General features: G+C 61.7%; 19 protein-coding genes and 1 pseudogene. 11 read left to right on the top strand and 9 right to left on the bottom strand.

Annotation, left to right across the window (positions count from 1 at the left end; genetic code table 11):
• Positions 1 to 217 precede the first annotated feature (217 nt).
• Complete coding sequence (locus ACFMO7_RS04130) at positions 218 to 1030, bottom strand: PIG-L deacetylase family protein (RefSeq protein WP_376794265.1); 813 nt, start codon at positions 1028 to 1030, stop codon at positions 218 to 220.
• Between the two features lie 409 nt (positions 1031 to 1439).
• Here ACFMO7_RS04130 and ACFMO7_RS04125 point away from each other — a divergent pair, with 409 nt between their 5' ends.
• Positions 1440 to 1643, top strand: coding sequence for a zinc ribbon domain-containing protein (locus tag ACFMO7_RS04125; RefSeq protein ID WP_376794264.1), 204 nt, complete (start codon positions 1440 to 1442; stop codon positions 1641 to 1643).
• Positions 1644 to 1849: 206 nt separating this feature from the next.
• Here the strand turns inward: ACFMO7_RS04125 and ACFMO7_RS04120 are convergent, their stop codons facing one another.
• Positions 1850 to 2836: an A/G-specific adenine glycosylase gene (locus ACFMO7_RS04120; RefSeq protein WP_376794263.1), complete on the bottom strand. Its 987-nt coding sequence runs from the start codon at positions 2834 to 2836 to the stop codon at positions 1850 to 1852.
• A 61-nt stretch (positions 2837 to 2897) separates the two neighbouring features.
• Positions 2898 to 3188, bottom strand: a complete 291-nt coding sequence (locus ACFMO7_RS04115; RefSeq protein WP_376794262.1) for a hypothetical protein — start codon at positions 3186 to 3188, stop codon at positions 2898 to 2900.
• Positions 3189 to 3426: 238 nt separating this feature from the next.
• Here ACFMO7_RS04115 and ACFMO7_RS04110 point away from each other — a divergent pair, with 238 nt between their 5' ends.
• The 5 genes and pseudogenes from ACFMO7_RS04110 (at position 3427) to ACFMO7_RS04090 (ending at position 7757) form a co-directional block, all read left to right on the top strand.
• Positions 3427 to 4014 (top strand): hypothetical protein, encoded by a 588-nt coding sequence (locus ACFMO7_RS04110; protein ID WP_376794261.1) that lies wholly within the window; start codon positions 3427 to 3429, stop codon positions 4012 to 4014.
• 29 nt (positions 4015 to 4043) lie between these two features.
• Complete coding sequence (locus ACFMO7_RS04105; protein WP_376794260.1) at positions 4044 to 4964, top strand: hypothetical protein; 921 nt, start codon at positions 4044 to 4046, stop codon at positions 4962 to 4964.
• Positions 4951 to 6267 (top strand): galactokinase, encoded by a 1317-nt coding sequence (gene galK, locus ACFMO7_RS04100; RefSeq protein ID WP_376794259.1) that lies wholly within the window; start codon positions 4951 to 4953, stop codon positions 6265 to 6267. The genes ACFMO7_RS04105 and galK overlap by 14 nt, the downstream gene beginning before the upstream one ends.
• 46 nt (positions 6268 to 6313) lie before the next feature.
• Positions 6314 to 7302: pseudogene (locus ACFMO7_RS04095) on the top strand (M55 family metallopeptidase).
• Positions 7230 to 7757 carry an NUDIX domain-containing protein gene (locus ACFMO7_RS04090; protein ID WP_376794258.1) on the top strand — a complete coding sequence of 176 codons (528 nt, stop codon included), beginning with the start codon at positions 7230 to 7232 and terminating at the stop codon, positions 7755 to 7757. Before ACFMO7_RS04095 ends, ACFMO7_RS04090 begins: the two are co-directional and overlap by 73 nt.
• A gap of 125 nt (positions 7758 to 7882) precedes the next feature.
• Here ACFMO7_RS04090 and ACFMO7_RS04085 read toward each other — a convergent pair whose 3' ends face one another.
• From ACFMO7_RS04085 to ACFMO7_RS04070, 4 genes are all read right to left on the bottom strand, one after another.
• Positions 7883 to 8284 carry a hypothetical protein gene (locus ACFMO7_RS04085; protein WP_376794257.1) on the bottom strand — a complete coding sequence of 134 codons (402 nt, stop codon included), beginning with the start codon at positions 8282 to 8284 and terminating at the stop codon, positions 7883 to 7885.
• 254 nt (positions 8285 to 8538) lie between these two features.
• Positions 8539 to 9264, bottom strand: coding sequence for an HlyD family secretion protein (locus ACFMO7_RS04080; RefSeq protein ID WP_376794256.1), 726 nt, complete (start codon positions 9262 to 9264; stop codon positions 8539 to 8541).
• A 175-nt stretch (positions 9265 to 9439) separates the two neighbouring features.
• A complete protein-coding gene (locus tag ACFMO7_RS04075) occupies positions 9440 to 11071 on the bottom strand; it encodes an MDR family MFS transporter (protein WP_376794255.1) in 1632 nt (543 codons plus the stop codon).
• A gap of 88 nt (positions 11072 to 11159) precedes the next feature.
• Positions 11160 to 12014 carry a TetR/AcrR family transcriptional regulator gene (locus ACFMO7_RS04070; RefSeq protein WP_376794254.1) on the bottom strand — a complete coding sequence of 285 codons (855 nt, stop codon included), beginning with the start codon at positions 12012 to 12014 and terminating at the stop codon, positions 11160 to 11162.
• Between the two features lie 322 nt (positions 12015 to 12336).
• Here ACFMO7_RS04070 and ACFMO7_RS04065 point away from each other — a divergent pair, with 322 nt between their 5' ends.
• From ACFMO7_RS04065 to murA, 3 genes are all read left to right on the top strand, one after another.
• Complete coding sequence (locus ACFMO7_RS04065; RefSeq protein ID WP_376794253.1) at positions 12337 to 13305, top strand: LLM class F420-dependent oxidoreductase; 969 nt, start codon at positions 12337 to 12339, stop codon at positions 13303 to 13305.
• A 133-nt stretch (positions 13306 to 13438) separates the two neighbouring features.
• The gene (locus tag ACFMO7_RS04060; protein ID WP_376794252.1) at positions 13439 to 14800 is read left to right on the top strand and encodes a glutamine synthetase family protein; all 1362 of its coding nucleotides are present in this window, start codon (positions 13439 to 13441) and stop codon (positions 14798 to 14800) included.
• Positions 14801 to 15098: 298 nt separating this feature from the next.
• The gene (murA, locus tag ACFMO7_RS04055) at positions 15099 to 16484 is read left to right on the top strand and encodes a UDP-N-acetylglucosamine 1-carboxyvinyltransferase (protein ID WP_376794251.1); all 1386 of its coding nucleotides are present in this window, start codon (positions 15099 to 15101) and stop codon (positions 16482 to 16484) included.
• 144 nt (positions 16485 to 16628) lie between these two features.
• On the opposite strand, the gene ACFMO7_RS04050 is transcribed toward murA, so the two are convergent.
• Together ACFMO7_RS04050 and ACFMO7_RS04045 are read right to left on the bottom strand one after the other, a co-directional pair.
• Positions 16629 to 16952, bottom strand: a complete 324-nt coding sequence (locus tag ACFMO7_RS04050; RefSeq protein ID WP_376794250.1) for a YtxH domain-containing protein — start codon at positions 16950 to 16952, stop codon at positions 16629 to 16631.
• A gap of 140 nt (positions 16953 to 17092) precedes the next feature.
• A complete protein-coding gene (locus ACFMO7_RS04045; RefSeq protein ID WP_376794249.1) occupies positions 17093 to 18214 on the bottom strand; it encodes a competence protein CoiA in 1122 nt (373 codons plus the stop codon).
• Positions 18215 to 18611: 397 nt separating this feature from the next.
• Here ACFMO7_RS04045 and argF point away from each other — a divergent pair, with 397 nt between their 5' ends.
• A complete protein-coding gene (gene argF, locus ACFMO7_RS04040) occupies positions 18612 to 19631 on the top strand; it encodes an ornithine carbamoyltransferase (protein WP_376794248.1) in 1020 nt (339 codons plus the stop codon).
• Between the two features lie 384 nt (positions 19632 to 20015).
• A partial coding sequence (locus tag ACFMO7_RS04035) for an aldehyde dehydrogenase family protein (RefSeq protein ID WP_376794247.1) occupies positions 20016 to 20645 on the top strand: 630 nt, incomplete at its 3' end.

Raw genomic sequence — 20645 nt, 5'->3', positions numbered from 1 at the left:
CGGTAAAATGATGCTTACCTCCAAGCTGGCCGTTCTGCTCTTTCTCTTTTCAGGTTAGAAAGCCCCTCTGGCCTATAACGCACTTGCTGATGACTGGGCCTTATTATATCTATTTTTCGGAACAAGTATGGATCATTTTATGACCATCATACCATATGGAAGGCCCCCGGCAGGTGGTTCGCACCACCTGCCTGCAGGAAAGTACCGTTCTGCTGATCTAGCGGTAGCGGGGAGTCCAGTAGCGTTCGAGATGGACGGTCTCGACCGGGCGAATGTTGTGGGTGTACTCGTCCATCAATCTATACATAGATTCTTTATCGCCGAAGATCGCAGCGATCTGCGAGGCGTACATTTGGGAGGCTTCCTGGCGCAGGGGCAGCAGCTCGGACATCTCGACGTAGGCTGGCTCCAGCGTATCGCCGAACTCGTGCAGGCGCCGCTCTAGCTCGCCGAGGCGCGTAACATAAGGGAAGTCCTCGTAGAACTTGACGTTGGCGTGGCGCTGGACCAGGCGGTCGGCTGCCGAGCAGACCAGCTGGTGGTCAACGTGGTGGCCCACGCCGAGGGGGGCATACCAGACGGTATCGGGAAGCAGCTCGCTCAGGTTCACCAGCACCTGGCCGAGCTGCTGATCGATGCTCAGATCGGCAGGATGGATGGAGCCAAATAACTCCTCCTCGCGCGTGTAGTGGGGAGGATTCCCGCGGTAAATCGCGTCGAGGTAGTCCAGCCAGAGATAGTCAGCTCCGAGGTAGTCGAGCGCGCGCGCATCCTCTCGCCGCCGCGTCTCGACGGCCTCCCGCGCATCGTGACCGAAGCCCATGCTCTGATGAACGGAGGTGGCCAGCGCGCTCAAAGACTGGTTAGCTGGTGGAAGGCCGCCGAAGACCGTGATCACCAGAGGATGTAGGCCGCAGCTGGCCTGCAGGGCGATCGTTCCACCGCAGGAGAAGACGACGTCGTCGAAGTGAGGAGAAAGAAATATATGTCGATGCTTTCTGGCGATATCGGCAATGCTCTGTAGCTGCAAGGGTAAGCCCTCCCGTGAGTAGTTCGATCAAGACCACTGGATGCAGGTGGCCCCGCGATGCTGGTGGGGCCGCGCTCTCCACGCAACATATCATACACTATGTTGCAATGCAGTCAACGACTCCCGGCTCAAGCCAGGGGCTTGCTCGGGTGGCCAGCCGCCTCGTCGGCCTGGGCGGTGGAGCTGGTTGCCTTGGCCTGGCGCTGGCGCCGGCAGGCTCTGTATCCTCAAGGGAGATGGGTGAGATCTGCCGCCGCGGCTCCCCGACTACCCGAGCAAGAGGTTCCATCGCTCAAAACGCAGATACCTGCCGCCATGGGCAAGCGTCCCAAGCTCGAACAGGATGAAAACGGGGCCTATCTCGCAAACGGGGCGTCTGTCAAAGGCGGATTGAACAAACGTATTGTCGATGCTGGCTGGGTGGACCAGCTTCCCGTGGTTCTGTACCTGTGTACCTGTGGTTCTGTACCTGCAAAAAGCCCTGTTCATCAATCCCGGCTATCCCAGCCAGGTGTGTAGCGGGTGTGGCGCGGTCAAGAGGAAGGGGCTATTGGGAGGCTGGCATGCGCGCGAGTGTGGCACCGAGCTTGACCGCGATCACAACGCCGCCTGAAAATATCCTTGCGCTCGGACAGAGCGTTCAGGCAGACACCTGAGAAGCCCTCGGCTTGGACCGGGCCGTAGGGAGGTATCCCGAAGACAGCTACTACCTCTGCGAGAGGGCCGATAACGAAACGAAGCGGCGGCCCCAACGAGGCCAGGGCCACGTCTGCCTTCGCCTGCCATGAGCGAGCGAGAGCGAGCGAAGCGGGTAGCGAACTAGGGCAGCCGAACCCCCTCTTCCTCGTGGTAGTCAACCAGGCCATCACTGGCCAGGCGTCGGACGAGACGCTGAAGCCAGGGGAGGTCGGTCTCGGTGTAGGAAGGCTTGATCCGCGGTCCCAGCTCGGCCAGAGGAAGACGTTGCTCTGGCGGCAGGGTCCGCAGTAGAGCGACGATGCGCCCCCGGAAATAGCGATCGCTTTGGGTGAAAGGCTGGGCCTGATAGCTACTCTTCTTCTCGGCCACCTTGCGCAAGGTGCGCAGGACCGTTCCCGAGGGGAAGAGGCTGTGAACGCTCAGCTCACGATAGGCTGTGCAGGTCTCGCGGACAGGACAGCGCTCGCACTGAGGGCTGGCGCTTGTGCAGATCGTAGCTCCCAGATCCATGAGTGCCTGATTCCACTCGTAAGCCTGACCAGGGGGCAGGACCTGCTCGGCCAGCGCCAGTGTCTCGGCCTCGTTCAGGCGCGGCTCGGGATGCTCCAGGCCGATGAAGATCCGGTGAAGCACGCGGCGAATGTTGGTGTCAACGGTGGCCACTTGCTGCCGGTAGGCGAAGCAGGCGATGGCCCCGGCAGTATAGCGCCCGATCCCTTTGAGCTTGAGCAGCTCCTCCAGGCGGTCGGGAATGCGCCCCTCGTACTGGTCGACGACCTGGCGGGCGATGGCCTGCAAACGCACGGCGCGCTGGTTATAGCCCAGGGGGACCCAGGTCGAGATGACCGCTGCCGTCGGCGCCGCGGCCAGGTCCGCCAGGGTGGGGAAGCGACTCAGAAACTCGTGGTATTTGGGAATGACGCGCTCTACCTGGGTCTGCTGGAGCATGATCTCGGAGACCAGAATAGCATACGGATCGCTGGTCGCGCGCCAGGGCAGTGGGCGCTGCTCGCGGGCGTACCACTCCAGCAGAAGATTATGAACCCGCGCGAGCTGCTCAGGCGCGGGTTGCACGGAAGTCGAGGATGACGGTGAGTTTCCAGGCATACTGCTCTACCTGTCTTTTTTTCCTCCCTGGCGGGTCAGCCTCAGTGCCGACACTGCAAGCTTAGCCGCGCCGGGCCACGGCGTCGTCTGGGCTGCCCCGTCCGTCAGAACCGCTCGAGGAGCTTGAGCCGCCCCCACGCCGACCCGCCAACGAGAAGAGGGTTTCACCGCCTTCCTGCCAGCAGCGAGCATTGGGGGCCGGCAGGTTTTCGCAGAGAATCCAGTCGTTGGCGTCTCTGAGGACATGCCCCTTAATGCACTTCGCGTACTCGATATGCTCGTTCAGCGCGGGATCATCGGGCCTGATCCCGGCAGTAGCGATCTTGGGCACAAAAAATTTACACCAGGGCACGGTATGGTACCTTCCTTATTGCGCGTGTGATGGGATGAAAAGGTGGCTGAGCGCCCAGGCGGCGCCCAGGCTGTTTGCATTATACCCTATCTGCCGGCCCTGAATCTAGAGGAGAAGACCTTTGCCTGGCCGCCGGCTAAAGCTGGCTGCGACCCCCGCTGACGCCATCGTCCCTCGCAGGAGAAGATGGTATGATAAGAAGGTCGGATCTATTTCTCTTGTTGAAGAGGTGTGCTTCGTGTTAGCCCAAGAGGTCGCTGTGCTTGATGGGGATTCACCCCTCTGGGAAGGCGCCAGGGCCCTCTTGAATGCCGCTCTCTTGCTTGAGCAGCAGGAGGAGAGCTATGTCTGGCATGGTTGGACCAGGCGGCAGATCGAGACCTTTTTGCGGGGGCTGCCCTCACCCTGCAGCCTGGTGGCGGCTGTCTGGCAAGCGGCCCTGCCGGAGCAGCTTTCAGGGCAGGACCGGGGAGCGACGGAGGGCGCCGAACGACTCAAACTGGGGCTGGTGTGCGAGGTGGTAGGGGGAGAAATCCGCTCGCTGCGTACGTTCGAGGCCCTGCGGGCAGCGGGCCTGAAAGCGGTGGAGGAGCTGGAGCCAGGCTACGAGGATGGCCTGGCCATTCTGCGCGCTGCCCATGCCCTGGTTGCCCCTGTGGCCTGGGCTTTGTTCACTGACTGGCAAACCTGGAATGAATGGCTGCTTGGCTCCGATGAGGGGCAGTCGCCAGAAAAGGCGGTCGATAAGGGCGCCTTACTGACCGCCCTGGCTCAGGCTGGACGCTGTGTCTTGCTGGGAACACAAACGGCTCACCGCTATCTGTGAGCGATGTCTTCTCTGAATGCAGGGATGGTATGCACGAAGATTCGAACGCTCTGGTATGGAATCCTATTTTGCGCCACTATGTGGTGAATGCGCCGCATCGGATGCATCGCAGGGAAGGCACGGATCGGTGCCCCTTTTGTGCTGATGTACGTGAAGGACGGGTTTCACCTGAGACGCAGGCCTGGTTGCATCCCAATGATTTCCCGCCTTTTCGTCCCCCGGTCGGCGAGGCTTACGTGGTGATCTACCATCGCGATCACGAACGGACCTTTACGAGCCTCAATGCGGCAGAGGTGGGTGCCGTGATGCGGCTCTGGCGCCAGCTCTACCGTGACCTCAGCCAGCGCTATGCTGCGGTTATGATTTTTGAGAACAGCGGCACAAGCATTGGCCAGACGCAGCTACATCCTCATGGCCAGGCTTATGGGGTCTCGGTAGTACCACCGATTCTGGAGCGTGAACTGGAGACGGTCAGGCTGGAGCTGGAAGCCGGACGGGGCTGCCCCTTCTGTCGGGTGCGGGCCGAGCTGGAAAACAGCCCTTATGAGCTGCTGGCCGGCACGAACTGGCAGGTCTTTCTTCCCCCTTATGTGCGCTATCCCTACGAAACGCATCTCTATCCACGGCGCCATATTGCCGATCTGGCGGCAGCCAGCGACGAGGAGCTAGCCGAGCTGGCCGCCCTGCTGTTGCAGGTGATCCGCGCTTACAACGCGCTCGACGAAGGCCGTATGGCCCCCATGCCCTATATGCTTGGCGTTCATCAGCTCGCGGATGAGCATTTTCATCTCCATATCGAGATTCTAGCGGTTGGGCGTGCTCCAGGCAAACTAAAGTATGCCGCCTCGTCCGAGATGCTCTGGTCGCTGTGGACAAACGATTCTTCTCCTCTCCAAAAAGCGCAAGAATTGCGAGAAGCGATCGCGAGGGTTGCCCATGTTAACGAATGAGCCACGAGAACTTCCGGCGGCTGCACGGGTAGCGGTGGAGCAATTTCCGACGGTCTTTGGCGCGGATGAGGGTCAGGTTGAGGGGCTATCCGCCCTGGGCGTGGCCTGGGCGCCTGGGCGAGTCAATCTGATCGGTGAGCATACCGACTACAACGAGGGCTTCGTCCTTCCCCTGGCGGTCGACCGTGTGACGGCTTTTGCCGGGCGTGCACGGGGGGATGGGCGAGTCCGCCTTTGGTCTCAGCAGTTTCAGGAACTGGCCGAGATCGAGTTGGAGGGTCTGCCTGGGACTTTCGCAGCTCAGGCGAGTCGCTTGCCGACCTGGGCGCGCTATGTGCTGGCGGTCTTGAGCGAACTCAAGGCGGCGGGCCTGGACCTGCGGGGCTTCAACGCGGTCCTGCATGGTGATGTCCCGCTGGGGGGAGGGATGAGTTCCTCCGCGGCCCTGGAGGTGGCAACAGCCTGGGCGGCGGCTCTCTTCTCCGGGGGTCGCTTTGCCATTGGCGAGGCGATGGCGGCATCCACGGCGCTCAGTCCGCTGGAGGTGGCTCGTCTCTGCCAGCGTGCCGAGCATCTGGCTTCGGGAGTGCGTTGTGGCATTCTCGATCAGGCCGCCTCGTGCCTTGGACGGCCCGGCCAGGCCTTGCTGCTTGACTGCCGCTCGCTGGACGTTCGTTATCTCCCCTTTGAGAGCGAGCGTGTGGCCCTGGTGGTGGCCGATACTCACGTGCGTCGTGAGCTGGCGGCTTCGGCTTACAATGAGCGGCGCCAGCAGTGTGAAGAAGCCGCTCGCTTGCTCGCAGACATGATGCGAGCTGAGGAGGAAGGAGAGCCTGGGGGCAAAGCTGCGAGACCAGCGATTGACTCTCTCCGCGATGTGACGCCCGAGCTATTCGCGCGCTATGCTGCACGACTGCCCGAGGTGCTGCGCAAGCGGGCTGGCTATGTCGTGGCCGAGAATGAGCGGGTGCTAGAGGTGGCCCGCCTGCTAGAGAGGGGAGCGGTGGAGGCGATCGGTCCCTATCTCTGGCAGACGCATGCCGGGTTGCGCGACCAGTACGAGGTGAGCTGTGCGGAGCTTGATGCGTTGGTGGAGATTGCGCGCCGCGTTAAGGGAGTGTTGGGAGCGCGCATGATGGGGGGTGGCTTCGGCGGCTGCACCATTAACCTGGTCCGCTCGGAGGCGGTTGAAGAGCTGCGGAGCGCGATTATGGAGGAGTATCCACGGCAGACTGGACGGCCAGCCAGCGTCGAGGTCTGCCGGGCTGCTGGGGGGCCAGGCGCTCTCTATTGGCCTGTGTGAATGTTCTCGAACAGCCTGGTTGAGTAGGGAACCGGTGAGTTGAGTGATGAAGCTCTTTCTCTCTACTGATTTCGAAGGTACCAGCGGTATTGTGGCCTGGGAGCAGATCATCGAAGGGCAAGCGGAGTACGAGCAGGGGCGACTTCTGTTGACGCGCGAGGTCAATGCCGTCATCCTGGGAGCCCAGGAGGCCGGAGCCAGCGAATTTGTGGTCAACGATGCCCATCACTTGATGCGCAACCTCCATCCCCAGGAGCTGGCTGGAGAGGCCGCGCTGATCAGCGGTCGCTACAAGCCTCTCTCATAGAGAGACTGGACAGCAGTTTCGCTGGTGTCTGTTTTGTCAGCTATCATGGCTCGATTGGGGCGGAGCGGGCTGTACTCTGTCACACCTATAGCCCGGCGGCCATTTGGGAGGTCCGCCTCAACGGCCAGGTGGTGGGTGAAGCCGGCATTAACGCCCTGGTGGCAGCCCATTATGGGGTCCCCATCATCCTTATCAGTGGCGACGATGTGACGGTCCAGGAGGCTGAGCTGATCGCGCCCGCCGCAGAAAAGATTGTCGTCAAGCAGTCTCTAGGACGCTTTGCTGCTGCCCATCTCCATCCAACCAAAGCCTGCGAGCTATTGCGCGCGGGGGCGCGGCGCGCCGTCGAGCGCTTGGGGAGTGGCGAGCGTCTGGCACCTCCCGGCTTCAGTTTGCCAATACGGCTGGAGATCACTTTTTTGGTGGCCGATATGGCCGAGATGGTCTGCAGCATCCGAGGGGTAGAGAGGGCGGCGGCGCGTACGGTCTGCCTGAGTGGCGACAATCTTCTAGACATCTACCGCCAGTTTGTGGCGGCTGTGATTCTGGCGCGGGCCCTTGCCGATCGCTCAAGCGGAAATGGAGGGGGTAGCTCATGCGGCGCAGCGTGTTGGCCGCGCTGCCTCTTGACTGAGCTGGAAACGCGAGGTGATCGATGGTTGAGCCTGTCTATCGCTACTGCCCTCTCTGTGCCACCCCTCTGCGCGAGCAGGTCCTGGGAGCGGTAGCGCGACCGAGCTGCCCGGTCTGCGGCTTCGTCCTCTATCTGGGACCAAAGGTCGTGACTGTAGTTGTCATTGAACACGAGGGGCAGCTCCTCCTGGGGCGGCGCGACATCGAGCCTGGACGAGGAAAATGGAGCTTCTGCAGCGGCTACGTTGATCAGGGAGAGGAGCTGGAAGAGGCAGCCCTACGCGAGGTGAAAGAGGAGACCAATCTAAGCGTCGAGCTGCTAGAGCTGCTGGGCCTCTACAGTCGGAAAGGCAGCCCGCATCTGCTCGTAGCCTATTGGGCCCGTCCCCGCGACGACTCGCTGGATGGTCTGGCGCCCCAGGCGGGCGAAGTAAGCGAGCTGGCCTGGTTTCGTCCCGAGGAGGTGCCCGAGCTGGCTTTTCCTTTTGATTACATCATCCTGCGCGATTGGCGAGCGCTGGTCGGTGGAGCGAAGAGGAGGCGGATCTGAACCTGGGCCAGCGAGCGGATAGAAAGAGCGGGATAGGAAAAGCCAGGGCCAGGGGATGTTGCTCTGCCTGGATCTCTCGCCGTAGGTGGCCTTTCTCCCCTGGCCCTGGTAGTGACGAGAACAGATCAGGATTGGCCTGCCCTCTGCTCCTGTGGCCCAGCTCCGGCGCTGGTCCCGGCCTCCGTTTGCGCCGGAAGTGAGCGCTCGATGCGCTCCACGACCTGGATCAAGATATCCAGGCGCTGTTCTAGCTCTGTTGACTGCTGATGCAGGGTCCGAAGCTGCGTTGCCAGGGCGTGCAGCTCCGGGTTCAGCAGGGCCAGAGCAGGACCAGCATGGTTCTCACCGGCTGGCAGTGCCTCCCGCTCCTCGGATTCAAGGGCGGGGGCGACCTCAACGCGTGGCGGAGCCGAGGCCAGACCGCGGGCTGGGCGGTCCTCGGTTGGAGTGCTTCTAATCACCCAGATCATGGCCACAATGGCCAGCAGACCAAGGACGAGTAAGCCTCCTGAGATGAGCAAGACCACTGCTTTGCTCCTTTTCTTGAGGGCTTCAAATCTCCGACGGATCCTTCTCTTCTGCCTCTTGTCCTTGCTTCCGCTCTCTTATGGCGATCCCCCTCACGAGGCGCCAGGCTAAGTGAGCGGCGCTGACGGAGGCCAGGACGGTCCCCTCCCGACAGGGAGCGTCTGCCCCCATCAGCGCTCTTGCCTCCTGCTTAAAGGAGGTTCGCGCGCTGACAGAGGGCAGTTGCTCGTCATGTCCTGGAAGAGCGCCTGAGTTAGTGGAGATGGATCGTCACTTCAGCGCTCATGCCTGGCATCAGCGTCTTGCCTGCGGTTCCATCCAGGTTGATAATCACAGGGATGCGCTGGCCGACCTTGGTGAAATTGCCGCTGGCGTTATCCTGGACCGGCAAGAGCGAGAACTCCGAGGCTGCCGCCTGGACGATCTGTTTCACGTGGCCCGTGAACTTAGTGTCTTTATATGCATCGATTGTTATATCGACGCTCTGGCCAGTTTGGATATTATTGATAGCGTTCTCATCGACGTAGGCTGTCACAGTCAGATGGCTGGGATCGTAGACCTCCAGCAGGGGGGAGCCGGCGCTTACCTGCTGGCCGGGGACGGCGGTGACCTGGATCACCGTACCACTGATAGGGCTTGTCAAAGGCAGGGCGCGCGCCGTGCTCGTACGAGTAGCAGCCGTGGCCGATGCCGCATTCTGGGTTGAGGCAGCAGCGTTGGCGCCGCTGCTGGCAGTAGTTACCGCCACAGGCGTCACCTGGGCGAGCGTCTGGCCTGCGTTCACGTGGTCGCCCAGGTTCGCACTCAGGGCAGTCAGCGTGCCGCCAGTGGGCGCGCTGATCGTCACGATCGGAGCGGTCACCTGGGCGTCATCGGTACTATAGTACGTATAGTTATAGTAAATCCAGTAGGCGATCCCGCCGGCGATCGCGAATAAGGCGACCACCGTCAGGACAGGGACCAGAATCAAACGTCTCATCTGAATCACACTCCTCGGTGGGCCTTCCTTACGAGAGGGAAGGCCAGGCGACAAGCTCAAATTTCCGTGCGGGTCTTGTCTGTCTTATAGTCTATAGCCAGCCCGTCAGTCAGGCTCCCTCGGGTGCTCATCGGTCTCAGGCCGGCTGGTAGTCCAGCCTGGGCGATGAGAGGAGCTAACCGGCAAACATAGTCTCCATCGCGGCGGCCGTTCGCTCCTCGCTGGCCTCGGAAGGGCCGCGTCGGCGTGCCCAACGAGGGCGGACGCCCGAGCGCACAAAGAGCGTGGCCACCATGGCCAGCAGCGTGGCCACCAGAGTCACGCGGAAAGCATCCTGCATGGCCAACACATAGCTGCGCTGCTGCAGCAGTTGGGCGATCAACTGCAGAGCCGCGTTATAGGCCGAGCGAGCGTCGGCCCCGTGCAGCATGAAGAGGGCCTGGATGCGCGGAAGCAACTGTCCCAGAGGTGAGCTGGCCGTCACCATCTCCGCCAGGTGGCCGAAGTGGACCTGATTCTGGGTCTGAACCAGGGTTGCCAGCACGGCGATACCCAGCGAGCTAGAGACCGAGCGGGTCACCGTACTGATTGACGAGGCCTGGGCCAGCTTCTCGGGACGAATCGTTGAGAGGCTGGCGACGGCCAATGGCTGGACCGAGAGGCCGAGGGCCACCCCGCGCAGCACCAGAATCCACTGGAACCAGGCGAAAGGCGAATGGACCGTGAGCGTGGTCAGCTCCCAGTTTGCCAGGGCCAGAGCCAGCAGGCCCGGGATCATCACCGGGCGCACCCCCAACCGGTCGACCAGAATACCGCCCAGAACAGAACTGACCATCGAAGCCAGGGCCTGGGGTAAGAGGAGCAAACCGGCCTGGAAGGCGCTGAGACCGCGCAGATCCTGCAGATAGATCGGGAAAAGGAACAGCCCTCCGAACATCCCGAAGATGATGAAGACCTGCGCAATGGTGCTGGTCGTGAAGGGACCGTTGGCGAAGAGCCGTAGATCGAGCAGTGGCTCACCGCCGCGGGCCGCCAGCGTCAGCTCGATGGCCGTGAAGATCGCCAGCGCCAGCACTCCGGCGATCAAGAAACCGCGCACGAGCGTCGATCCCCAGCCATAGGTACTGGCCTCCGAGAGCGCATACAGCAGCGAGGCCAGTCCACCGGCGGCAAAAACAAAACCCGCCGCATCAAAGCGCGGCCTGCGCTCCACCGGTTGCTCGCGCAACAGGATGAGCGCCAGGATGACCGCCAGGATACCGACCGGCACATTGATATAGAAGATGAGCTGCCAGCCAGCATATGTTACCAGGTAGCCACCCAGCGTTGGGCCGATGGCGGGGGCCAGCAGGGCTGGCACGCCGAAGAGGCCCATGCTCATGCCGCGCTCCTCGGGGGGGAACTCCTTGAAGGCTAGCGCCATCGAGAGCGGGAAGAGCGAGGCGCCCCCCACTCCCTGGATGATACGGAAAAAGATCAGCGCTGGCAAACTCCAGGAGAGACCACAGAGCGCTGAGCCGAGCGTGAAAGCCGCCAGCGAGATGATGTAGAAGCGCTTAATCCCCAAGGTATCGGCGAAGAAAGCCGCCGTTGGGGTTACCACGCCCTGAGTGAGAATATAGGCCGTCAGCACCCATTGGACCGTATGGAGATCGGCCCCAAAGGCAGCTTGCAAGTGCGGGATGGCGATATTGACGATGGTCTGGTCGAGGATGGACATAAAGACGCCGATGATCACCACAATCGCCACGATCCACTTGTAGGCCAGACCACCCCCTCGCCCCCTTGTTTGCTCGCTTGCTTGCATATAGCAAAGCTCCTCTTCTTTATCGCGAAACTTACTGCTTGATCACACAGAGCGGGAATCGGTCTCGATTGGCAGAACTCCTGTCAGTTTAGACTCGCTCGGGCTGATCGCAGGGTACCATGCCATAAAAGAACAGGTCGACCAACTGCTCGATCAGCTCCTCGCGGGAAAACTGCTTCACGGAGAGCTGGCTGAGCAGACTGCGCGCGACGGCCCGCATGACAAGCACCGATGCCAGGATCTGCACAATCAGCTCTGGCGCAAAGGTGCGGCGAAAGCGACCCTGCTCCTGCCGCGTACGCACGTAGTTGATCAGGTACTTGCGGTTCTCGGTAATCACGCTGGCCAGGACCTGGGCCGCCTCGGGATGGCTATGGATCAGGAGCATGGCCAGACGCAGCAGATCGCCCTGAGGGGTAGCCATCAGAGCGTCGTGGAAAGCCGCTACGATGCGGTAGACAGCCGTGTGATCATCGATTTGGCCCGCTTCGGCCTGCCGAACGATCTCGGCAATAGCGGACTGCAGCGTCCCATGCGGGCTGTAGTGCCTGATCACCGCCGCCAGCAGCTCCTCCTTACTGTGGAAGTGCCAGCAGAGGGTGCCGCGCGAGACCCCGGCCTCGGCGGCGATCTCCTCCAGCGTGGTGGCCGAGATTCCGGAGCGGGCAAAGGCTCGCAAGGCCGCCTCCAGAATCAGCTCGCGCGTATCCGGAGCCGGCCTCTCTCGCAGCAGGCCGCGCTCCACCAGCGTCGCCCGCAACTGCTCCTTGCCACCAGCGAAGTGGTAGTAAAAAGCCGGACGCGACAGTTTGGCCTCCTTGGTGATCTCCTCGACGGTCACTTCCTCGAAAGGACGGCTGCGCAGCAAGCTCTCCGTTGCCTGAATCAGGCGCTCTTTGCCGCTGGCTCTGGCGTCGCCAGGGCTGGGATCACGCTCAGCCATGACTTCAACTCCCCGGAAGCAAGCAGACTGTACTATCCAATCACTGTGACTGTACTGTTTAGTACAGACGTTTGTCTAATATAGACAGGAGAGCTGGTCTTGTCAAGAGGCAGGCGCTGATTGGCCAGGGAGGGAAGAAAGGGTCAAGTCTTGTAAGGCCGGATGTGGTATATAATGGGTCGGGGGCGGGCCGAGGCCGGCCAGGGGGCGCGCGCCTCGTCGGTGCTGGTTGGCTCCAGGTGGTCTGGAGGGCTGGGGCGGTTCCTCGCCTCGATGCCTGCCTGGCTCCCAAGAGATGCCAGAGAAGAGGGAGAGAGCAATCATGGCCCTAAAGTTTGGTCTCCTGGTTCCCCAGGGGTGGCGCCTTGACCTGGTGGGGATTGCCGACCCCGTTGAGGCCTATGAGACGATGACGCGCGTGGCGCGCGAAGCCGAAGAGCTGGGCTTCGATTCGATCTGGTTATTTGACCACTTCCATACGGTGCCGCAGCCACTGCAAGAGGTGACATTCGAATGCTGGACGAGCACGGCAGCTCTGGCGCGCGATACGCGCCGGGTGCGTATCGGACAGATGGTAACTTGCAGTGCCTATCGCAATCCGGCCCTTCTGGCGAAGATGGCCAGCACGGTGGATGTGCTCAGCCATGGGCGGCTGGACTTCGGCATCGGAGCCGGCTGGTACGAGCACGAGTGGCGGGCCTATGGTTACGGTTTCCCAGATGCGCCTGAGCGCCTGCGCATGTTGCGCGAGGCCGTGCAGATCATCTTGAAGATGTGGACCGAAGACGAGGCCTATTTCGAGGGGCACTATTATCAGGTGCGCGGCGCGATCAACCAGCCCAAGGGCGTGCAGCAGCCGCATATTCCTCTCCTCATCGGGGGTGGGGGAGAGCAGGTGACCTTGAAGCTGGTAGCTCAGTATGCTGACGCCTGTAACGTTGGCCATCTTGACCCGGCGGGCATCGCTCATAAGTTCGCAGTCCTTCGGCAGCACTGCGAGGCCATCGGGCGCGACTATCAGTCGATCAGAAGGACAGTGCTCTTCAACTGTGCCATTGCCGAGACCGATGAAGAGGCCATGCGTAAGGCTCAGCAGTCCTATATGGGGCGCAACGTGCCACCGGAGCAGCTGCGTGAGCGCGAGCTGGTAGGCAGTCCTGAAACGATCCGTCAGCGTCTGGCGGCTTATGAGGAGGTCGGGGCTCAGGAGGTACTTGTCTATCTTCCCGATGCAGCCCAGCTGGACGCCGTGCGCCTCTTTGCCCACGAATGCATGGCCCGGCTGCGCTGAGGAAGGAAGGTCCTTCTCCGGTCCAGAGTCCTGGGACGGGCACAGGCCGCTCGTTTGGGGTATACTAGCAGCAGCAGCAGAGCAGGCTCGGCCTGTGGCGGGCTGTCTTCAAAACCAGCAAGGAGGGTCTCTTATGGATATTAGCGACGTCGTACGCCAGGCGCGCGCCGCGAATGTGCGTCTGGTGCGCTTCCTCTACTGCGACAACGGGGGGATCATTCGGGGCAAGGCGACCCATGTCGAAAAGCTGGCAGCGCGCATGCGCGAAGGCATCGGACAGACGCTGGCAATGCAAGCCTTCACGGCGGTCGAGACCCTGGCGGCAGTGGAAGGGATGGGACCGGTAGGTGAGTTCCGTCTCATTCCCGATCCGCAGACGTTTGTGGTGCTACCCTATGTGCCGGCCAGCGCCAGCATGTTCTGCGACATGGTGCGTCTGGATGGCCAGCCCTGGGAGGCCTGTCCGCGCACGTTTCTGAAGCGCATGGTGGCGCGTCTGGCGGAACAAGGCATGCGGGCTGAGGCGGCGATCGAGCATGAGTTTTACCTGGCGCGCGAGGTGGGAGGGCGCTTTGTACCAGCCGACCAGAGTCTCTGCTATAGCAGCATTGGCCTTGATGAACAGGGAGAAGTGATCGACGCCATCCTCTCGGCCCTGGAGGCGGTTGGCCTCTCGGTGGAGCTGTTCCATACGGAGCTGGGGCCGGCTCAGCAGGAGCTGTCGATCCGCCACGCCGATGTCTTGACGGCTGCTGATCATGTCTGTCTGGTACGGGAGGTCGTGCGGGGAACGGCGCGCCACTATGGTCTCTACGCCACCTTTGCCCCCAAGCCGTTTTTGGATCAGGCCGGCAGTGGGGCCCACATTCACTTCAGTCTCTGGGGGGCCGAGGGAGGTCCCCAGGCCGGAAAGAATCTCTTCTATGATCCTCAGCAGCGGGGCGGTCTGAGCCAGACGGGCAAATATTTCATCGGGGGAGTGCTGCATCACCTGCCGGCACTGGTGGCGCTGACCTGTGGCAGTCCTAACTCTTATAGCCGCCTGCTGCCGCACTTCTGGAGTTCGGCTTATACGGCCTGGGGCTACGACAACCGCGAAGGGGCGATCCGAGTGCCCTCTCCCTTCTGGGGCCGGGAGGCCGAATCGCTCAACCTGGAGCTGAAGCCGTCCGATCATAGCGGCAATCCCTACCTTGCCCTGGGGGCCTTGATTGCGGCGGGACTGGATGGTATCCAACGCCAGCTCGACCCTGGCGAGCCGGTCGAGGTTGATCCGGGCAACCTCAGCGATGAGGAGCGCGAGCGGCGGAGCATTCGTCGACTGCCAACGACGCTGGATGAGGCCCTGGACGAGCTGGAGCGCGATGCAGTCTTGATGGATGCTTTGGGGCCGCTGCTGGGTCGCTCCTACGTGGCCGTCAAGCGAGCCGAGGCCGATTTCTTCCGGGAAAAGACTCCTGAGGAGGTGGCCAGTCAGCATTTCTACAAGTATTAGGTTAGGTGTGGTATAGGTGCTGGTTAGGTCCCAGGTAGAGGTAGTAGTAGTAGTAGTAAGTAGTAGCCAGAAGTACTGGCGGGGCCGGCCTGGTGGACGAAGCAAGGCGAAGCAAAGGCCGGTCCCCGCCTTTCTTGGGCTGGGTGGATCTCGCTGTCCTGGCTGAGGTTCGTTCAGTCCTCTATGGAGAAGGCGATGGCCTGTGCAGAGATGATACAATAATGTGCAGGCTGTCGCATTTTTCTGCCTCTGTTAAGCTGTTACCAGAAAATGTGCCAGGGAAGAATGTGCTAGTGCGATGATGATATCTATGCCCAACGCTTCAGGAACACCGCAGCAGACGACCTACGCCTATCGCATTGAGGGCGGCTATCCCGTGGTGGGCGAGATTACCTGTCTGGGCGCCAAAAACTTTGCGACCAAGGCGATGGTGGCGGCCCTGCTGGGAGAGACGCCAACTGTGCTCACCAACGTGCCGCCCATTGGGGATGTTCAGATCACGGCGGAGATGCTGATGGGTATCGGGGCGCGAGTCGAGCGGCTCGATGAGACCACACTCTTGATTGACCCAACAACGGTCAATTCTTCAACGGTACCTTTGGCTCAGTCTGGCAGTAACCGCGCGCCGATCTTGCTGCTGGGGGCCTTGCTCCACCGTTTCGAGCGGGTCGCCGTGCCGGTGGTAGGCGGCTGCCAGATTGGGGCGCGCAAGGTAGATTTTCACCTTGATGCCATTCAGCGCTTTGGGGGCCTGGTTGAGGAGACGCCCGAGGGTTATGTGGCGCAGCGAGTGCAGCCCTTGCGCGGCACCCACATTCATCTGCCCTACCCGAGTGTGGGAGCGACCGAGACCTGCCTCTTCTTAAGCGTTCTGGCCGAAGGGCGAACGCTGATTTCAAACGCCGCCATCGAGCCGGAAATCTTTGAGCTGATTACCATGCTGCGCTCGATGGGGGCGATCATCTTCACTTCTCCAGGCCGCGATATCCGCGTAGAGGGCGTCCAGCGTCTGACGGGCACGCGTATGACGGTGCTAGGCGATCGCATCGAGGCGGCTTCCTGGGCATCGCTGGCCTGCGCCTCCGATGGCGATGTGACGGTGCGTGGTATCCGTCCGGATAGCCTGGGCAATTTCCTCTCCTACTACCAGCAGGTGGGCGGTGGCTTCGAGTTCGTCGATGCCAATAGCATTCGCTTTTTCCGCCGCCGCCAGCTCAGCCCGGCCATTATTGAGACCGATGTCTACCCAGGCTTCTCAACGGACTGGCAACAGCCCTTTGCTGTGCTGCTCACCCAGGCCGATGGCATTTCGATCATTCACGAGACAGTCTATGAGAAGCGCTTTGGCTATCTCAAGGCTCTCAATCGCCTGGGGGCGCGCACCCAATTGACCACCCATTGTTTGGGGAGCGTGCCGTGCCGCTACCGCGATATGAACTATGAGCATAGCGCCATCATTATCGGCCCGACGCCCTTTACAGCGGTAGATGAGGAGATTGTGATCCCCGATCTGCGAGCCGGCCTGGCCTATGTGATCGCCGCCGCCATTGCTCGCGGCACATCCATCATCACCGGCATTCATTTCCTGGAGAGGGGTTACGGGAATATAGTGCCAAGGCTGGCGGCCATGAATCTCAAGATTGAGCGCATTCCGTATCGCACGCCGGCAGTGGCGGAAGCCTGAAGTAAGAGAGCGGCCTGCCTCGAGTCCGAGGCAGGCGCTGCTGGGGTGGGGAGCTGGGCCACCGCCTTGCCTGGAAGGCTGAACCTCCAGGTGGGGCTTAGCCGGATCGCCTGGAAAGGATAGCCCAGGCGAGTAACGGCTGCCTTAGCTCTGGCCGGGTTGCTGGATGGCACGTGCGCTGTCGCGGACCTCTGCCGCCGATTTCTGGGCCAGGTTACCCAGTTCCTCGGCGGTGTCGCGCACACGCGTAGCGGCCTGTCGGGCGTATTCCTTGACGTTGCTGGCTGTCTGTGATACGCGGCTCGAGACCTGCTGCACGTACTCGTTCAGTTGCTCGTTCTCGGGGAGATAGCCGCGCAGCTGCTGCAGTCGCTCGCTGAGTAGGCGGCGCATCTCTTCGCCGCGCATAGGAGCGATCAACAGCCCGATGCCAACACCGACCAGGACTCCTCTGAAGAAGTTATTCATCCTGCCCTCCTTCCTTCTTCCTTCCTTCCTGCCAGATAGAGAAGGCGCTGTCAGCCTGGGCAAGGTCATCGTTGACGATAGCCCCGCCCCGGCAGCTGCCTTTCTTCTCTGGTCAACACGCTCGAGTAAGGCGAACGGTTTCAACGGTGACTTTGGGCGAGCGTGACCAACATTTCGATGTAACGGACGAAGGCGGCGTAAGGTCCGACGAAAGGGATCTCCTGCGCCACTTCGCGAAGACGGGTAGGCGGGAAGCCCTGTCTGGCCAGGCGCCTCAGCCAGGCGCAGGCCCGGGCGACGCGCTGGCGATCGGCCTCCTGTACCGGCTGCTCCGGGGTACCCCTCCCGTAGTTGTAGCGGCGCAGCAGGTCAGGATCGCTGCGATAAGCCCGCAGCAGGGGGCGCAGCACCTGCTGCCACATGTCGGCACTAACTGTATTATAGAGATAAGCTGCAAGAAGTTCCTCGTCGATGCTATCGGCGAAGGTCATCAGGTGGCGGAGGCGCAAACGGCGCTCGTACTCGGCGCGCAGTGGGTGGTTAATTTCGCCCTGCTCGTTTAGGTGCAGCTCGGCCAGTGTGGTTGTCAGAGTCAGGCCATAGCCCAGGCGCCCGACCCAGCCGCCGGCGCTCAGGTCGAGGGAGCGGGTAGGGCCGGCCCGCTCTGCCTGCCACTCCTGAAGGGCCTGGGCGCTCAGTGGCCAGCGCAGCCAGGCGCGGGCGGGGGTGAGCAGGGGATCGAGAAAGACCAGCAAGCTGCAGCTCTCAAGAATAGCTTCCTGAAAGGCTTCCTGCTTGTCGCGGCGATTGCTGCCGATGATCCAGAGGTCGGTGATGCCGGCCTGCTGATAAGCCTGGTGGCGCCGCTGCCACTCGTCGAGTTCCAGCGGGGCGCACTGAAACTCAACGGCCAGGCGTCGGCCATCGGGCTGGGTGACAAAGACATCGGCGATGCGGTTTGGCTCTGGGAGCCGTTCCTCGAGAGTGACGCTGGCGGCAGGAAATTGCTGACGCAGCCAGGCGGCTAGTATGGCCTTGCCTCGCATGTGACGCTCCGATTCCTCTTCGGTGCTCCAAGGGCAGGCTCCTTTGCGGTGGGCAAAATGAAGCTGGGTGCGTCGGGCTGGGCCGCCGCGCAGGTGGAGCACGGCCCGGCAGTTGGGGCAGAAGAGCAGGCGCTGCTGCGACCATTCCTGGAGCTGGCTCAAGGCCCGCTCATCGGCCACCACAGGCTGGCCATCCGGTCCATAGGCAACGAGCATGATCCACATCCTCCCCTCTGTGAGGCGGCGAAAGGGGGCCTACCTAAGCGTGGGAGAGAGCGACTCGCGGCGCCGCCGAGGCGGCAGGTCAGACCCACCTCGGCGGACAAACGAACCTGCCCCCTCCTGCTGATTCTATTCTGCCTTGCTGGTCCAGGGAAGGTGATCATCGTCTTCTCCTCGCCCTGAGCGCTACTCCAGCCACGGCAGCGGCTCGGACAGCCGGCAGGACAGATGGCTCTGCTTATAGCTTGCACCGGGAACGGGAACGTGATAGCCTATGAGCACAGCCCCCGGTCGTGCTGGCTGGGCGGGGCGCTCTTGGAGCAGGGGGAGAACTGGGCTGAACCAGGAAAGATCGTTGCTATGCTATTTGTTGAGGAGGACTAACTCAACCGTGGCCTGCAATTTGAGCAAGCGGCACTTGCTAAAATTGGAGGACCTCAGCGCTGAGGAGATTCGCGCCCTGTTGGCGCTGGCCAGCCGTCTGAAGGCGGCCAAGGCTTCCGGGAAGGAAGAGCAATATCTGCGCGGCAAGAACGTTGTCTTGCTGTTCGAGCAAGACTCGACGCGCACCCGTACGAGCTTTGAAGTGGCGGCCTTCGATCAAGGGGCCCATGTCACTTACATCGGCCCGAGTGGCTCGCACGTGGGGCAGAAGGAGAGCATCAAAGATACGGCGCGCGTGCTGGGTCGGCTCTACGACGGCATTGCCTACCGTGGCCAGGCTCAGGAGACGGTTGAGGAGCTGGCGCGCTATGCCGGGGTGCCGGTCTGGAATGCTATGACTGCCCGCTCGCATCCAACGCAGGTGCTGGCCGACCTGCTCACTATGCAGGAGCAGGTCGGGAAGCCGTTGGAGGCCGTGAGCTTCTGCTTTGTGGGGAATGTGAGCTATAACATGGCCGATACGCTGCTGGTTGGCGGGGCCTTGATGGGAATGGATGTGCGCCTGGCTGGTCCGCGCCAACTCTGGCCTGGCGAGACGCGCCTGCGGGAGGTACAGGCCCTGGCGGCGGGCAGTGGCGCCCGTCTGACCCTGACCGAGGATGTCGCGGCGGCGGTGCGTGGCTGCGATGTCATCTATACCGATGTCTGGGTCTCTCTGGGCGAGGACCCGGCGCTGTGGGGGGAGCGCATCCAGCTTCTGGCCCCCTACCAGGTCACTTCCCAGCTCATGGCCCTGAGCCAGAACCCTCGCGTCTTATTTATGCATTGCCTGCCAGCTCTCCACAATACCGAAACGGGCCTGGGTCGCTCTATTGCGGCCCGCTATGGGCTGGAGGCCCTCGAGGTCACCGATGAGGTCTTTGAATCGCCGGCCTCCGTCGTCTTCGCGCAGTCAGAAAATCGCATGCATACCATCAAGGCCCTTATGGTGGCTACGCTGGCCACTGACCAACTCGATGAGGAGTAGTTAGCTGCCGACAAGCCAGCTAGCTGGCTGGGACCCATAAGAATCAATCCCCGCCCGCTGGCTAGCTGGCTGGCTCGCCGGCCCCCCTTCTCCCGGCTGCTATCCCCACAACCCCCCCTCTGCCACCTCTTGACTTTCGTCACATTTTGCTTATACTCAATTATTGAGTACTCAATCGATGAGCAAGACACTGCCGCCCACTTCGCGCTTCGTCGTCACGGCAGTCTTCACCAGCAGAGCGAGTTTCAGCGTGGTTAGCGCTCATCGCATTGAGACTCTTCTTTTGTGCGGCGTTTTTTTTGGGAGCGGCCCGAAAGGACAGGCCGAATGTGAGGCGTTACGGACGGCGCGGTCAACCAGCAGCAACGAAGAAGGAGAACGATCATGACGCTGGCCGAAAGCAATGTCGCTGTCTTACCGGAAGTTCAATCTTTCATCGCTGGGCCGAAGAAGCTCCTGATCGGAGGTCAATGGCAAGAGGCTGCTTCGGGTAAGACCTTTCCCGTCTACAATCCGGCCACCGGCGAGGTATTGACGCAGGTGGCCGAGGGAGACAAGGAAGACATCGAGCGAGCGGTGCAGGCGGCGCGTCGCAGCTTTGAGAGCGGTCCCTGGCGCAAGATGAAGCCGTCGGAGCGAGGGCGTCTCATCTGGAAGCTGGCCGATCTCATCGAGCAGCACAGCGAAGAATTTGCTCAGCTTGAGTCGCTCGACAATGGCAAGCCCCTGCGTATTGCGCGCATCGGCGACGTGGCGCTCACCGTCGACATGTTCCACTACATGGCCGGTTGGGCGACCAAGATTGAGGGTCACACTATTCCCATCTCCACGCCGGGCGAGTATTTTGCCTACACCCTGCGTGAGCCGATAGGCGTTGTTGGGCAGATTATCCCCTGGAATTTCCCGCTCCTGATGGCGGCCTGGAAGCTGGCTCCGGCTCTGGCCGCTGGTTGCACGATCGTCCTCAAGCCAGCCGAGCAGACGCCCCTTTCGGCCCTCCGCCTGGGAGAATTG

The sequence above is a fragment of the Thermogemmatispora sp. genome, assembly GCF_042408735.1.
In the GTDB taxonomy this organism is placed as follows: domain Bacteria; phylum Chloroflexota; class Ktedonobacteria; order Ktedonobacterales; family Ktedonobacteraceae; genus Thermogemmatispora.
Note: the sequence above shows the minus strand (reverse complement) of the source record. Positions and strands in the feature narration are given on the sequence as shown.